The sequence below is a fragment of the Streptomyces thermodiastaticus genome, assembly GCF_014656135.1.
Taxonomy (GTDB): domain Bacteria; phylum Actinomycetota; class Actinomycetes; order Streptomycetales; family Streptomycetaceae; genus Streptomyces; species Streptomyces thermodiastaticus.
On record NZ_BNBV01000002.1, the window covers coordinates 276834 to 292062 of the forward strand.

Here is a 15229-nt window from a genome sequence, read left to right on the forward strand (position 1 = left end):
CCATCGGCAGCCGGGGGAGACCACCGTCGTGAGCCGCTGTCCGGGCCCCCGGCATGAGCCGGCCGATATCCGGGACGCCTCGGAGAGAGCCGCTGTCCGGCCGGAATGAGCCGCTCTCCGTGACTCCGCCGGAGTGAGCCCGCCGGGCGGGCGCACCCTCCGGCGGCCTCCGGGCGGGTGACAGCCCGGCCGCGCCGTCCCCGCCGGAGCAGCCCGCATTCCTAATGTCGTTCGATGATCCGATTTGTACGACGAATCGCCGCTCTCTGTGTCCTGAGCGCCGCCCTCGCCGCCTGCGGCGGCACGCGTCCCGCCGCGCCCGTCTCCCCCTCCGGGCCGGCCACCGCATCCTCCGGCGATGCCGCCCGCCCCACCTCCACCTTCGGCCATCACGCGTTCGCCGTCCCCGATGCCACCACCGCATCCGCGCCGCACTCCCCCTCCCCCGGCAGTCCGCCGGCGCCGCCGACGCTCTCCCCCGCTTCCGGCGGCCTCGCCCCCGTCCTCACCCACGGGCCGCGGAACAGGGGCATGATCGTCGCGTTCACCTTCGACGCCGACATGACCGCCGACCAGGGCGGACGCGCGGCCGCCGGCGAGCGCTTCGACAACCCAGGGCTCATCTCCGCCCTGCGCGCCCTGAAGGTGCCGGCCACCGTCTTCATGACGGGTCGGTGGGCCGAGCAGTACCCGGACCAGGCGCGCTCCATCGGCCGGGACCCGCTGTTCGAAGTGGCCAACCACTCCTACAGCCACTACGCGTTCACCGCGGACTGCTACGGCCTGCCCCGGCTCTCCGCCGACCGGCTGGGCGCGGACGTCGAGCGCGCGTACACGGCGTTCCGCGCGGCGGGCGTCGCGCACCCGATGCCGTACTTCCGTTTCCCCGGCGGCTGCCACGACGACCGGGCCCTGCGGGAGGTGGGCCGGCTGGGGCTCACCGCGGTCCAGTGGGACGTGGTCGGCGGGGACGCGTTCGCGACGGACGCGGACGCCGTGGCCCGGCAGGTGCTCGACGGGGTGCGGCCCGGCTCGGTGGTGGTGCTGCACTGCACGCGCAGCGCCGCCCCGACCACCGAGCGGGTGGTGCGCGCGGTGGTGCCGCAGCTGCGCGCCCGGGGCTACCGCTTCGTGAGGATCTCCGAGATGATCGCGGCGGCCGGTCCGGCATGACCCACGGCCCCTGAGGCGGCCGTCCTACCCTGGAGTCATGAGCGAGGACGACGCGCCCACCGGCGACCACTGCCTGATCGACACCGCCCGCCCGCCCCGGGCCGAGGGTCCGCCGTACGCGCGGTGCGTGCTGTGCCTGGAGCCGACGGAGTACCCGGAGTCGTACAAGGGCATCACGCTCTGCCCCGTCTGCGAGTGGCAGGAGGCGCAGCGCACGGCCTGCTCGGGCTGAAGCCCCGGCCTGCCGTCCTCTTCACCCCGGCCTGCCGTCTCCTTCACCCCGGTCTCCTTTCTCCGCCCCGGTCTCCTTGACCAGCGGACGGCCCGCGCGGGCACCGCCTCCGCAGGCACCACCCCGCAGGCACCACCCCGCAGGCACCGCCCCTGTCGCGGACGTCAGAGCGGGCTGAAGTCGTTCTCCCCCGGTCGACGGCAGCCGGTGATGGCGGCCAGGGGGATGTCCCCGATGAAGTCCATTTCCTGGGTGCTGCCGACAGGTCCGATGACGACCGCGGTCGCGGTCTCCAGGGACGTGCTGTTGGCGTAGACCGTCGGCTTGGCCAGGATCCTGCTCCGCGCGGGCGGCGGAGCGAATCTGTGCCAGCCGCTGACCTGGATCCGGTAGACGTGCCGGTCGTTGGTGGCGTACCCGCCGCATTCCTCGTCCAGCGCCGTGGAGACCAAGGTCGGCTTGGGGCTTCTGACATGGGCCTGGGTGTAGGCGTTCGGGTCCTGCAGGAACAGGGCGAGCTCGTCCGCGACCGACGTGTTGGCGCGGGACCTCATCCCGTTCGCCTGCCGGATGGCCTCGGGGGGACGCCCGTCGGCTCGGTAGCAGACCAGGTCGGCCTGTCCGGCGAGGGTGTACCCGTGCGCGGGGGTGTCGGACTGCGCCCGCGCGGGCTCCGCGGCGGCCGGCGTCTGCCCGGCCGAGGCGGCCTGCTCGGCACCGGAGGTCCGCACGGTCTGCTCGGCACCGGAGGTCCGCGCGGTCCCGCCGTCCCTCAGCCGGTCGGGTTTCTTCGGTACCGGCGGCGGCTTCCTTTTCCCGTCCGCGGGCGCGGTCTGTACGGCTGACGTGTGGCCGCGGCCGGCACCGTGCTCGTGCTGTTCCCGCGCCCGGGGCCGGCCGGCGCCGCGGAGCATCTGGACGACCGCGGCATTGCCCGCAGCGGCCTGCAGACCGAGCAGGCCGTGCTGCTCGAGCGGGGCGGATGCGGGCCGACGGGCAGGGGCGCGGCCGGTGCCCGCCCCGGTGTGCGAGCCGGTCTTCTCGCGATCGTGCACGCAAGCTCCTTCTCTGGCGTGAGAGCATCAACCTCCTTGCGTACGCGGCGGGGAACCGCCGGCACAAGGTACGGCAGGGCAGCATGCAGTGACCGGACGGGCGCACCCGCTGCCACGGAGATCCGCACACTGGCGCACACTCGTCTCCGCTGCCGGCGCCCGGCGCCGCAAGACCTCGGGCGGCGCACGCCTCGGGCGTGCGCCGGGGGCGGTCCTGCCGTGTGCGGCGCGGTTGGCACACTGGGGGTCGTGACGTACGACAGCCCCTCTCCCGCCGGTGGCACCGCCGCCGCCACGAGTCCGTTCCGCACCGAGCCCGACGCCCGGGACCAGGCGCCGCAGTTCGTGCTGCCGCTGGTGGTACGGATCGAGCGCGCCGGTCCCCCGGCCCGCACCGACGCGCTGGAGACCGCGGCCCGCGCGGTGCTGGTGCTGCTCTCCGACGAGCGCGCCACCGGAACCGGCGAGTGGGCGCAGGCCGTGCGCGACTGGCAGGACGCACGGATCCGCAAGGTGGTGCGGCGGGTGCGCGGGGCGGAGTGGCGGCGCGCCGAGGCGCTGCCCGGCATCACGGTCACCGGCAAGAGCGCCGAGGTACGCGTCTATCCGCCGGTCCCGCTCGACGGCTGGCCCAAGGACCTGGCGAAGCTCCAGGTCTCCGGCACCGAACTGGACGACCCGGAGCCGCCCGCCGAGCCCGGCCCGGACACGCCGGTGCTGTGGCTGAACCCTGACCTGAGCATGTCCGCCGGCAAGGCGATGGCCCAGGCGGGTCACGGCGCCCAGCTGGCCTGGTGGGATCTGACCGACCAGGAGCGCACCGCCTGGCGCGAGGCCGGCTTCCCGCTGGCCGTGCGCACGGCAAGCCTTGAGCAGTGGCGCGAACTGGCCGACGGCTCCCTGCCGTTGGTGCGCGACGCCGGCTTCACGGAGATCGCCCCCGGCTCGTGCACGGTGGTGGCCGACCATCCGGCGCTGCGAGGCCGCCGGGCCGGGCGCTGAGCCGTCCGTCCGCGGGCCGGCACCGGTCCGCCCCGGCACGCGAACGGGCAGGCCGCGGGCGGCAGCGGAGGCGAGCGGCGCGGACATCCCCCTGTCTCCGGATCACATGCACATCTGCGTGCACAGAACTCTCACAGGTGGCATACAATCCGATCACTCACGGGCGGCTGAAACGGTATCAGCTCGCCCGCTCATCATGAACAGGGGGGCCTATGGTCAACATACGCATGCCCAGAACGGCGCGTCGTCCGCGTCTGCTCGGCTGCACCGCCCTTGCGGTGGCCGCGGGCATGTTCCTCAGCACCCCGGCGCTCGCCGCCGACGCTCCGGTACCCCGGGTGGAGGTGCCGAAGCGTTCGGCCTCCGCCCTGCCCCGGCTCGACCTGCCGACGCCGTCCGCGCCCCGGGTGCGCAGCTCGATCAAGGCAGGCAACGCCGCCGACCCGGACTTCGACGCCGACGGCGACGGCACCAGCGACATCCTTCTGCGCGGCTGGGACGGTAACACCTACGCCTTGCTCAGCAGCACCGGCGAGTTCAGCGACTACACGGTGGACGGCGACTACGCCGACCCGACGCCCAAGGACATCCTCACCCCCGGCAACCTGGACGCCACCCCGGAGCCGGAGGTCCTGACCCTGACCCCGACGGGCACCCTGTCGATGTACCACAGCACGGGGACCTACGGCACCGGGGTGAGCGTCTGGCACGGCACCGGCTGGCAGATGTTCAACAAGGTCATCACGCCCGGCGACGTGACCGGCGACGGCAGGCCGGACCTGCTGGCCCGGACCTACGACGGCGAGCTGTACCTGTACGAGGGGACGGGCAACGACTCCAGCCCGTTCCGCGCGCGGGTCCTGGTCGGCGGCGGCTGGTCGATGTTCGACCAGCTGGTCGGCATGGGCGACATGAACGGCGACGGCATCGGCGACGTCGTCGGCCGCACTCCCGCCGGCGACCTGTACTTCTACGCCGGCCTGGGCAGCACCACCGCCCCGCTGGCGCCCCGGGTCAAGCTCGGCAGCGGCTGGAACACCTACAACCAGATCGTCGCGGCCCACGACGCGGACGGCGACGGCCTGGCCGACCTGCTCGGCCGCACCGCATCCGGTGACCTGTACTACTACCGGGCCAACGGGTCGGGGAACTTCCTCGCCCGGCAGCTGAGCGGCTCGGGCTTCGAGTTCGTCGACCTGTTCGCGGGCAGCGGCGCCGTCCCTCGGTTCGGCAAGGACTCGCTGTTCGGGCGGGACTCCAAGGGCACGCTGTTCTGGTACGGCGTGATGAACAACGGCCAGTTCACACCGCGCGAGCAGGCCAGCGCCACCGGCGGCTTCGCCGGTGCCGACCTGGCCCTCGCCTCGTCCCTGGACACCGACAGCTACGCCGACCTGGTCGAACTGTACGACGGGGTTCTGTACAACTCCGCCACGGGTCTGTCCATGGCGAGCGGCTGGAGCAAGTACACCCTGTTCCTCGGCCCGGGTGACCTGAACGGCGACGGCAAGGGCGACCTCCTCGCCCGCGACGGCTCCGGCTACCTGTACCTGGTGCCGGGCAGCGGCGACGGCCTGTCCCTCGCCTCACCCGTCAAGATCGGCGGCGGCTGGAACGCCTACGACCTGCTGGTCGGCGCGGGTGACTTCAGCGGTGACGGACGCACCGACATCGTCGCCCGCACCCCGTCCGGCACGCTGTACCTGTACCGCGGCACCGGCAAGGCCTCGGCGCCGTTCGCCGCCCGGGTGGAGCTCGGCCAGGGCTGGCAGCAGTACAGCACGATGGCCTCGCCCGGTGACCTGGACGGCGACAACCGCGCCGACCTGGTCGCGGCCGACTCCAGCGGTGTCCTGTGGCGCTACTCCTCCTACGCGAACGGGCAGTTCAAGGCCCGCGTGAAGCTGGGCAGCGGCTGGAACACGTACACCGACCTGTACTGAGCCGCCCGGCAGACGAGCACAAGGGGCCTTGCGGGCGAGCACGCCTGCGAGGCCCCTTCCCGCTGCGGCGACCACACGGGACGGCCCCGAACCTCAGATGTTGCTCTGAGGATGCGCCCAGCGCGGTTCACCGGCCGGCGCCCGGGTCATCACCCCGATACCGCGGGCCCGTCGCGGGTCCGCGCTCGGCCACGGGGGCGTGGGAAGCGAGGGCACGATGCAGCGGCTGGGGACGGGGATCGGCTGGCGACCGCAGATCGCGGACGCGGTGGAGCGCATGCCCGGCGTGGACTGGGTGGAGGTCGTGGCCGAGAACGTGTGTCCGGTGCATCTGCCCGGCTCGCTGCTGCGGCTGCGCGAGCGCGGGGTGACCGTCGTCCCGCACGGGGTCTCGCTCGGGCTGGGCGGCGCCGAGCGGCCGGACGCCGGCCGGCTGCGTGCCCTCGCCGAACGGGCCGAGGCCCTCGGTGCGCCGCTGGTGACCGAGCACATCGCGTTCGTGCGGGCGGGCGGACCGCTCACCGCCTCCGGCCCTTTGGAGGCCGGCCATCTGCTGCCCGTGCCGCGCACCCGCGACAGCCTCGACGTGCTGTGCGAGAACATCCGGATCGCGCAGGACGCGCTGCCGGTGCCGCTCGCCGTGGAGAACATCGCCGCCCTGCTGTCGTGGCCCGGCGAGGAGATGACCGAGGGACAGTTCCTGTACGAACTGGCCGACCGCACCGGGGTACGGCTGCTGATCGACGTGGCCAACCTGCACACCAACCACGTCAACCAGGGCGAGGACCCCGCCGCGGCCCTGGACGCGCTGCCCCTGGAGGCGATCGCCTACGTCCATGTGGCGGGCGGTGTGGAACGGGACGGCGTCTGGCACGACAGCCACGCCCACCCGGTGCCGCGACCGGTCCTCGACCTCCTCACCGACCTGGCCTCCCGGGTCAGCCCGCCCGGAGTGCTGCTGGAACGCGACGACAACTTCCCGGACCCCGCCGAGCTGGAGGCCGAGCTGACGGCCGTCCGGGATGCGGTGCGCCGGGGCGGTGCGGGCGGCACCGGACGCAGGGGCGCCGCACACCGCGCGGTCCGCACCACGCGAGGGAGCGCCGGCCGGAGGGAGGACGCCGCGTCGGGCGGCGGCCGTCCGGGGGCACGGCAGGCCGGCGCGGACACGCGTCCCGCCCGGGAGCGGCTCGCGCTCGGCCAGACCGCGCTGCTGTCGGCGCTGGTCGCCGGGACCCCCGCACCGGAGGGCTTCGACCGGGTACGGCTGGGCGTGCAGGCGCGGGCCCTGGCCGGCAAACGGGCGGACACCGTGGCCAAGGTGGCGCCGGAACTGCCGGTCGTCCTGGGGAGCGGGTACCGCGCGACGTTCCTCGCGTACGCCCAGGGGCATCCGATGCGGGGCGGCTACCGCCGTGACGCCATGGAGTTCGTGGAGTGGCTGCTGAACGGCGGACTGCCGCGGGACGCGGCCTGTCGCCGAAAGCTGCGCGCGTGGTGGCGGGAACGGTCGGGGCCCGCGCCGAGGCGTCCCACCCCGGCGGCCCGGGCGGCCCGCGCGGCCCGGCGGGTCCTGCTGCGGCGCTGAGCCGCTGACATCCCGGGAGGCATCCCGCGAGGCGGCCGGCTCGCTGCGGAAGCGATCGGCCGAACGCACTGCGCGGCCCCGGATCGTGCTCGAGACGTCAGAACCGAACAGAGCGCGGCGTGATCAACGGTCACCTCGCCGGGGTCCGCCGGTGACGGCCGGCGCGTCTGCCGGCCGAGCCGGTCCGGGATGTGAAAAGGCGTGGCATGTCAGGCGCCAGAGTCATACAAACACACCATGTTCTGGGTGCTTCTGCTGCTGTCGGCCTGGGTCGTCGCCGGTGCGGCATGCGCGGGACTGTGCCTGGCCGCCGTCCGTGCGGCCGCCGAGGAGACGGGCGGCCCGGCGGCCGCGCAGATACGCGAACTGACGCTGTACGAGGCGGCGTTCCTGTCCGGAGGCCCGGTCCGGGTCGTGGACGTGACCCTGCTGGCCATGGCGCGTCAGCGCCGGCTGCTGCTGGCGTACACCGGCTGGGCCACGGTCGTCGATCCACGCGGCCGGGACGAGATGGAGCGATCGGTGATCGGGGCGATCGGCCCCGGGGGACAGTCCCGGATCGCCCCGCTCAGGGCGGCCGCGGCCGCCGCGGACGTGGTGCGCGGCCTCGCCGACCGTCTGGTCCGCGCGGGCCTGGCCGTCCCCGAGGGCACGGTGTCGGCCCTCGCGGCGGGGATCCGCCGGGTGCGGATCGCCGCGGGGGCGGTCGCCGTGCTCGGCGCGGCCGCCGTGCTGCTGCCGGGACCGACCGGGCTGTCGCGCCCGGTGATCGCCCTGTGGTTCGCGCTGCCGCTGACGCTCGCCCTGAGCTGTCTGGTCATCGCCCGGTTCGAGGCGCCCCCGTACCGGCACCGGGCGTCCCCGGCCGGCCTGGCGCTGCTGAGCGCACTGTCCCGGCAGGCGAAGGACGCCGGGGACGAGCGCTCGTACCTGGCCCGGGTCGCGGTGCGCGGCATCCGCGCCATCGGCGAGCCGGAGCTGCGGGCGGCCTTCACCCACCGCGACCAGCCCTGGCGCGAGTGACCGGCCGCCCGCCCGGAGCGCGGCACCGGCGCGGGCAGCCCTGGGGCGCGGGCGCGGTCCGTGCGCCGGCCCCGAAAGAGCCCGGCTCAGGCCAGGGAGGCGACCAGCTCGGCGATGTCCTTGCGCCGCCCGGTGAAGAACGGCACCTCCTCGCGCACGTGCCGGCGGGCCTCCGCACCACGCAGGTGACGCATGAGGTCCACGATGCGGTGCAGCTCGTCCGCCTCGAAGGCGAGGATCCACTCGTAGTCGCCCAGGGCGAACGACGCGACGGTGTTGGCGCGCACGTCCGGGAAACCACGGGCCATCTTGCCGTGGTCGGCGAGCATCCGGCGGCGGTCCTCGTCGGGCAGCAGGTACCAGTCGTAGGAGCGCACGAACGGGTAGACGCTGACGTAGGCGCGGGGCGTTTCCTCGGCGAGGAACGCCGGGATGTGCGAGCGGTTGAACTCGGCAGGGCGGTGCAGCGCCATGTTCGACCACACCGGCTCCAGCGCGCGGCCCAGCCTGGTGCGGCGGAAGAGGTTGTACGCCTCCTGCAGCTGGTCGCTGGATGCGGAGTGCCACCAGATCATGAGGTCGGCGTCGGCGCGCATGCCCGAGATGTCGTAGGTGCCGCGGACGGTCACGTCCTTGGCGGCGAGCTGGTCGAACAGCTCCTTGACCTCGTCGGCGTAACCCGCCCGGTCATCGGGCAGCACGTCCTTCAGCTTGAAGACGGACCACAGCGTGTAGCGGATGACCTCGTTGAGGTCCTTGGCCAGCTTGCCCTTGTTGGGGACCCTGCCGGACTCGGTGGTGGGGGCGTCGTCACTCATGGAACTATTCTCCCGCCCCGCCGTGCAGACTCTGCACCGGGTGGGCGGTGAGCTGCCGCACGGCACGCAGGTCACCGCCGAGCTGGTCCACGGCCGCGTACGCACTGGCGATGCACGCCGGGACGCCCACTCCGTCGTAGGCCGCGCCGCACACGGCCAGGCCCGGCAGCTTGGCGACGTGCTCCCGGACGCGAACCACGCGGGCCCGGTGGCCGACGGGGTACTGCGGCAGGCCGTCGCTCCAGCGGGTGACGCGGGTCTTCAGGGGCGCGGCGTCCAGGCCGGTGGCCTCGCGCAGGTCGTGCCGGGACAGCTCCACCAGCTCGGCGTCCTCCCGGCCGAGGATCTCCGTCTCGCCGTACCGGCCGACGGAGGTGCGGACCACGACGACGTCCGGGTCCTCGTCGGCGATCCAGCCCCACTTGCGGGAGGCGAAGGTGGCCGCCTTGATGGTGCGCCCGTCGACGGGCGGCACGAGGAAGCCGCTGCCCTCGGGGAGCGCGGCGGCGTCGGCCCGGCGGTAGGCGAGGGTGATCAGGGCCATGGAGGCGTACTCGATCTGCCGCAGCTCGGCCGCCGCGCCGGGCGACTCGGCGGCCAGCAGGGCGGCAGCGGCGGGGGCCGGCGTGGCGACGACCACGGCGTCCGTGTGCAGCACCCGGTCCCCGGCGACGATCCGCCAGGTCTCCCCCGCCTCCCGGCGCAGCTCGGTCACCGGCGTCCCGGTCAGGATCTCCCCGCCGCGCGCCCGCACCGCGTCGGCCACCGCGAGCGGCAGCCGGCCGACACCGCCCTCGATGCCCATGAAGACCGGGCCGGTCTGCGGGGCCGCGGCCGCGCCGGCCTGCAGGGAGCGGACCGCCTCGGTGAGCGAGTCGTGCCGCCGGGCCGCCTCGAAGAGCTGCGGGACCGCCGAGCGCATCGAGATGCGGTAGGCGTCGCCGGCGTACACGCCGCCGAGCAGCGGCTCGACCAGGCGGTCGACGACCTCGCGGCCCAGCCGCTCGGCCACGTAGGTGCCGACCGCCACGTCGTCGCCGACCTCGGTGCGCGGCAGGGCGGCTTCCCGCTCGATGCGCTCCAGGCCCTCGTCGGAGATGACTCCGGCCACCGCGGAGGCGGTCCCGGGCACCCCCATGACGTGCCCCTTGGGCATGGGCCGCAGGGCGCCGCGGGTCCAGATCGAGGCGCTGGCCGTGGCGGGCGGCTGGAGCCGGTCCCCGAGGCCGGCCTCGCGCGCCAGGCCGACGGCCTCGGGCCGGCGGGCCAGCAGGGACTCGGCGCCCAGGTCGACCCGTACGCCCGCGATCTCGCCGGGCAGCAGCTTGCCGCCGACCCGGTCCCCGGCCTCCAGCACGGTCACCCGTGCCCCGCGCCGCAGCAGCCGGTGCGCGGCCGCCAGCCCCGCGATCCCGGCTCCGATGACCACGACCCGTGCCGGGGCCGCGCCCGTCTCCGTACCCGTTCCGCTCATGTCCCCCACTCTCTCAGACGCCTCGGACACGGCGACGAGGCAGTGCCCGCCGGCCACGTCCCGCCGGGCCTGCCTGGCGGACGAGCACACACCGGGGCACGCCGGCCCCTGCCCCTTTCCGGACACGGAGAGCGACGAGACTCGCAGCGGGGGAGCCTTCCGCCCGCGGGGCTCGTAGCGTGTGCGCATGGACTTCGGCGGTGCGCACGGCGGGCGCGGCACACGGACCGCGCGGGAGCGGCTGGTCGTGATCGGCGGTGACGCCGCGGGCATGACGGCGGCGTCGCAGGCGCGCCGGATGCGCGGGCCGGACGAGCTGGAGATCGTGGCGTTCGAACGCGGCGGCTTCACCTCGTACTCGGCGTGCGGCATCCCCTACTGGATCGGCGGCGACGTGCCCGACCGGGACGCGCTGATCGCCCGCACACCCGAGGAGCACCGGTCCCGCGGCATCGACGTGCGGATGCGGACCGAGGTGACACAGATCGACGTGGCGGCGGGCCGGGTCCGCGCGCGGGACCTGGACTCCGGCACCGAGTCCTGGACGTCGTACGACAAACTCGTGATCGCGACCGGGGCGCGGCCGGTGTGCCCGGACATGCCCGGTGCCGGTGCGCCGGGGGTGCACGGGGTGCAGACCCTGGGCGACGGCGAGCTGCTGCTCGGCAGCCTGGCCGCCACGGACGGCGGGCGCGGCGGCCGGCGGGCCGTGGTGGTCGGCGCGGGCTACATCGGCGTCGAGATGGCGGAGGCGCTGATCAGACGCGGCTACGAGGTGACGGTCGTCAACCGGGGCGCGGAGCCCATGGCGACCCTCGACGCCGACATGGGCCGCCTGGTGCGCGAGGGCATGGAGGGGCTCGGCATCACCGTGGTCGGCGGTGCTGAGGTGACCAAGGTGCTCACCGGTGAGGACGGCCGGGTCCGCGCGGTGGCCACCGAGGACGCCGAGTACCCGGCGGACGTGGTGGTGCTGGGCATCGGGGTGCGCCCGGAGACCACGCTGGCGCGGGCGGCCGGGCTGCCGCTCGGCGCGTACGGCGGTCTGCTCACCGACCGGGCCATGCGGGTGCGCGGCCAGGAGAACATCTGGGCGGGCGGGGACTGCGTGGAGGTCCTCGACCTGGTCTCCGGGCAGCAGCGGTACGTCCCGCTCGGCACCCACGCCAACAAGCACGGCCAGGTCATCGGCACCAACGCCGGCGGCGGCTACGCCACCTTCCCCGGGGTGGTGGGCACCGCGGTGAGCAAGGTGTGCGACCTGGAGATCGCGCGCACCGGCCTGCGGGAGAAGGACGCCCGCCGCGTGGGCCTGCAGTTCGAGACGGTGGTCGTGGAGTCGACCAGCCGGGCGGGCTACTACCCGGGCGCCTTGCCCATGACGGTGAAGATGCTCGCCGAGCGCCGCACCGGGCGGCTGCTGGGCATGCAGATCGTGGGCCGGGAGGGCGCGGCGAAACGCGTCGACGTCGCCGCGGTCGCGCTCACCGCCGGGCTGACCGTGGAGCAGATGACGGCCCTGGACCTGGGGTACGCACCGCCGTTCTCACCGGTGTGGGACCCGGTGCTGGTGGCGGCCCGGAAGGCCGCCGCGAAGGTCCGCGCCGGCGCGCCCTGACCGGCGCCCCGGATCCGTCGGCCGGCCGACGGCGGGCAGGGGCGGCCCGCCGGACGTGCGCGGGCCGGACGTGCGCGGGCCGGACGTGCGCGGGCCGGACGGCGGCGTGCGGGATTCACCGGGCGCATCGGGGGCAGTACTCCCTTCGTGGTCATCCCCGTCCATGACGTCAACCCGGTCCGGCGCACCCCGTGGGTGACGTACGCGCTGATCGTCGCGAACATCGTGGTGTTCCTGTCCACGCCCGGCATCGCCACGTCCGTCACGGGCAGCGGCTCACTGGCCCAGCTGTGCGATCTGGAGGCGTTCACCCATCACTGGGCGCTGATCCCGCGGGAACTGATCGGCCACCGCATGCCGTCGCTGGTGCCGACGGGCACGGTGGGGATCGGCCCGCACGGGCCGGGCTGTGTGCTGGCTTCGCCCACGTACGACAAGTCGGCCGAGCTGTCGGTGTTCACCGCGATGTTCCTGCACGGCAGCTGGGTGCACCTGCTGGGCAACATGCTGTTCCTGTTCATCTTCGGGAACAACATCGAGGACCGCATGGGACATGTGCGGTTCCTGCTGTTCTACGTGGTGTGCGGGTATGCCGCCGGGTACGGTTTCGCGCTGCTCGACGCCGACTCCGGCCAGCCGCTGATCGGCGCGTCGGGTGCGATCGCGGGTGTGCTCGGAGCCTATCTGGTGCTGTATCCGCGGGCCCGGGTCTGGGTGCTCGTGCCGTTCCTGATCTTCCTGCCGCTGCGGCTGCCGGCCTGGCTGGTGCTGGGTTTCTGGTTCGTGCTGCAGGCGTTCTACTCCGCGGGCCAGGGTGTCGCCCAGGCGGGCACGGTGGCGTACGCGGCGCATGTCGTCGGTTTCGTCGCCGGCTTGCTCATCGCCCTGCCGCTTCGGCCCGGGACCCCGCCCCCGCCCGAACCGCGCGGCCTGCTGGTCGGGCGGCGGGCCCGGCCGCGCTGGTCGGGCTGGTGACCGCGGGCCGGGCGGCGGGCCGCCCGGCCCGGAGCGTCAGCGGGCGGTCTGCGTGTGCACGTACTCCACGAGCCGGGTCAGGACGTCGGGGTCGGTGGACGGCATCACACCGTGGCCGAGGTTGAAGACGTGACCCTCCAGGTCCGCGGCGGCGTCGAGCACCTCGCGGGCTTTCTCCTCGACGGCCCGGCGGGGCGCGAAGAGCACGGCCGGGTCGAGGTTGCCCTGCAGCGCCTTGCCGGGGCCGACGCGGCGGGCGGCCTCGTCCAGCGGAACACGCCAGTCGACACCGACGACGTCCGCGCCGGCCTCGCCCATCAGGCCCAGCAGCTCGCCGGTGCCGACGCCGAAGTGGATGCGCGGCACGCCGTAGCCGGCGACGGCCTGGAACACCTTCGCGGAGGCCGGCAGCACCGAGCGGCGGTAGTCGGCCGGGGCGAGCGCACCGGCCCAGGAGTCGAAGAGCTGCACGGCGCTGGCGCCCGCCTCGATCTGCACCTTCAGGAAGGCGGCCGTGATGCCGGCGAGACGGTCCAGCAGGTCGGCCCACAGCTGCGGGTCGCCGTACATCATCGCCTTGGCGTTCTCGTACGTCCGGGACGGGCCGCCCTCGACCAGGTAGCTCGCCAGGGTGAACGGCGCCCCGGCGAAGCCGATCAGCGGGGTGGCGCCCAGCTCGCGGGTGATCAGACCGACCGCCTCGGTGACGTAGGGGACGTCCTCGGGGGTCAGGTCGCGCAGGCGGTCCAGGTCCTCGCGGGTGCGGAACGGCCGCTCGACGACCGGGCCGACGCCTGGCTCGATGTCCAGCTCGACGCCGATGGCCTTCAGTGGAACGACGATGTCGCTGTAGTAGATCGCCGCGTCCACGCCGTGCCGGCGCACCGGCTGCAGGGTGATCTCGGTGACCAGCTCCGGGCGCTGGCAGGACTCCAGCATCGGGATGCCCTCGCGCACCTTGCGGTACTCCGGCAGGGAACGCCCGGCCTGCCGCATGAACCACACCGGGGTGTGGGGCACCGGTTCACGCCTGCACGCCTTGAGGAAGGCGGAGTCGTAGGTGGCGGTGGGCGGCTGGTGACGGACGGGCGTGTCGTTGGCACTCACGGGACAAGTCTCCCATGGCGCCGGTGACGCCACGGCCGCGGTGTGCGTGCCCCGCGGGCCGGCACCGCCGGCGGCGGGGTGTCTTGCCCTGCACGACGGCCCGGTTCCCCTTAATCTTCCCGGCATGGCTGCGGCTCAGGGACGACTGTCGGACGGCGGTGGCGGAATGGACGACGCGAAGGAGGGGGACGCGCGTGCGAGCAGGACGGATCAGGTGACGGAGCAGACTCCGTTGCCGTTCCGGGCCGCCGTCGAGGCGATGCGCACCGCGCGGCTGCGGCCGCAGGTCGAGATCGAGCAGGTGCCGCCGCCGCAGCGCCTCGCACCCTTCGCGCACGCCCTGGAGGCCACGGTCGTCGACGGCGAGCAGGAACTCGCCGACGGCCGTCTGGTCCTGCTGCACGACCCGGCCGGGCACGACGCCTGGCGCGGCACGTTCCGCCTGGTGACGCTGGTGCGGGCGGAGCTGGAGCCGGAGATGGCGGTCGATCCGCTGCTGCCCGAGGTGTGCTGGTCCTGGCTGACCGGCGCGCTGCAGGCGCGCGGCCTGACCTACGGCGAGCCGAGCGGCACCGTCACCCGCGCCGGCTCGCACTACTTCGGCGGTCTGGCGGCGCGGCCTCCCGCCTCGCAGATCGAGATCCGCGCGTCCTGGACACCGCGCGAGGGCCTGGGCGGGGTCCCGGACACCGGGGCCCATCTGGCGTCCTGGTGCGACCTGCTCGCCCAGGTCGCGGGCCTGCCCCCGGCCGGTCCGGGCGACGCGTCCGTGGTGACCCTGCCGCAGCGGCGCGGCCCGCAGCCGCACTGAGACACCCGCGGCAGACACCTGCCCGCCCGGACACCCGCCGCCACGCACGCCTCGCGGTCACACCTTCCTTCACCGTTCACCCCCGTCTTCCCGTCTGCCGCGCGCCCGCCGGTCCTGCCGCCCGCGCACCCGGCGGCCGGGACCGGGCCCGGGCTCCCCGTCCACCGCCGTGCCGATCGGCCCGCTCGTGTCCTGCTGATCCGCCGCGCGGCCGGCCTGTCCGCGCCCGCTCGGAGCCGTCACCCGCGCCGTACTGCCCGGACTCTCCCCCGCCGCCCCGGCCGGGGGCCCGTCCGCCACGCGCCTCTTACCGTCCCCTTTCCGTGTCTTTGTCGATACGACCACTTTCTGACATCTATCTGACTCCCAGCGAACTGTTTCAGCCTTCTCGTGATCGAGAGCGTGTCCGA

Annotated in this window: 13 protein-coding genes; 9 read left to right on the forward strand and 4 right to left on the reverse strand. The window is 74.3% G+C overall.

The window, feature by feature from the left end; all coding sequences use genetic code 11:
• Nucleotides 1–234 precede the first annotated feature (234 nt).
• Both IE286_RS03220 and IE286_RS03225 read left to right on the forward strand, forming a co-directional pair.
• Nucleotides 235–1173, forward strand: a complete 939-nt coding sequence (locus tag IE286_RS03220; protein ID WP_189795032.1) for a polysaccharide deacetylase family protein — start codon at nucleotides 235–237, stop codon at nucleotides 1171–1173.
• 37 nt (nucleotides 1174–1210) lie between these two features.
• Entirely contained in the window at nucleotides 1211–1405 is a 195-nt protein-coding gene (locus IE286_RS03225) for a hypothetical protein (protein ID WP_189795033.1), read from the forward strand.
• Between the two features lie 164 nt (nucleotides 1406–1569).
• Here IE286_RS03225 and IE286_RS27010 read toward each other — a convergent pair whose 3' ends face one another.
• Entirely contained in the window at nucleotides 1570–2460 is an 891-nt protein-coding gene (locus IE286_RS27010; protein WP_229861927.1) for a hypothetical protein, read from the reverse strand.
• Between the two features lie 249 nt (nucleotides 2461–2709).
• On the opposite strand from IE286_RS27010, the gene IE286_RS03235 reads away from it, so the two are divergent.
• From IE286_RS03235 to IE286_RS03250, 4 genes are all read left to right on the forward strand, one after another.
• Nucleotides 2710–3462, forward strand: coding sequence for a peptidyl-tRNA hydrolase (locus IE286_RS03235; protein ID WP_189795034.1), 753 nt, complete (start codon nucleotides 2710–2712; stop codon nucleotides 3460–3462).
• Nucleotides 3463–3689: 227 nt separating this feature from the next.
• Nucleotides 3690–5405, forward strand: a complete 1716-nt coding sequence (locus IE286_RS03240; protein WP_229861928.1) for an FG-GAP repeat domain-containing protein — start codon at nucleotides 3690–3692, stop codon at nucleotides 5403–5405.
• A 217-nt stretch (nucleotides 5406–5622) separates the two neighbouring features.
• Nucleotides 5623–6993, forward strand: coding sequence for an MbnB/TglH/ChrH family RiPP precursor modification enzyme (locus tag IE286_RS03245; RefSeq protein ID WP_189795035.1), 1371 nt, complete (start codon nucleotides 5623–5625; stop codon nucleotides 6991–6993).
• A 237-nt stretch (nucleotides 6994–7230) separates the two neighbouring features.
• On the forward strand, nucleotides 7231–8016 hold the full coding sequence (locus tag IE286_RS03250; protein ID WP_189795036.1) for a TIGR04222 domain-containing membrane protein: 786 nt from the start codon (nucleotides 7231–7233) through the stop codon (nucleotides 8014–8016).
• 86 nt (nucleotides 8017–8102) lie between these two features.
• Here the strand turns inward: IE286_RS03250 and hemQ are convergent, their stop codons facing one another.
• The gene (hemQ, locus tag IE286_RS03255; protein ID WP_189795037.1) at nucleotides 8103–8834 is read right to left on the reverse strand and encodes a hydrogen peroxide-dependent heme synthase; all 732 of its coding nucleotides are present in this window, start codon (nucleotides 8832–8834) and stop codon (nucleotides 8103–8105) included.
• Nucleotides 8835–8838: 4 nt separating this feature from the next.
• Nucleotides 8839–10308 carry a protoporphyrinogen oxidase gene (gene hemG, locus IE286_RS03260; RefSeq protein ID WP_189795038.1) on the reverse strand — a complete coding sequence of 490 codons (1470 nt, stop codon included), beginning with the start codon at nucleotides 10306–10308 and terminating at the stop codon, nucleotides 8839–8841.
• Between the two features lie 187 nt (nucleotides 10309–10495).
• On the opposite strand from hemG, the gene IE286_RS03265 reads away from it, so the two are divergent.
• Entirely contained in the window at nucleotides 10496–11926 is a 1431-nt protein-coding gene (locus tag IE286_RS03265; protein WP_189795039.1) for an FAD-dependent oxidoreductase, read from the forward strand.
• A 147-nt stretch (nucleotides 11927–12073) separates the two neighbouring features.
• Nucleotides 12074–12901, forward strand: a complete 828-nt coding sequence (locus IE286_RS03270) for a rhomboid family intramembrane serine protease (protein WP_189795040.1) — start codon at nucleotides 12074–12076, stop codon at nucleotides 12899–12901.
• Nucleotides 12902–12937: 36 nt separating this feature from the next.
• Here the strand turns inward: IE286_RS03270 and hemE are convergent, their stop codons facing one another.
• On the reverse strand, nucleotides 12938–14008 hold the full coding sequence (hemE, locus tag IE286_RS03275) for a uroporphyrinogen decarboxylase (protein ID WP_189795041.1): 1071 nt from the start codon (nucleotides 14006–14008) through the stop codon (nucleotides 12938–12940).
• A 124-nt stretch (nucleotides 14009–14132) separates the two neighbouring features.
• On the opposite strand from hemE, the gene IE286_RS03280 reads away from it, so the two are divergent.
• Nucleotides 14133–14819: a DUF3000 domain-containing protein gene (locus IE286_RS03280; protein WP_189795042.1), complete on the forward strand. Its 687-nt coding sequence runs from the start codon at nucleotides 14133–14135 to the stop codon at nucleotides 14817–14819.
• Nucleotides 14820–15229 lie beyond the last annotated feature (410 nt).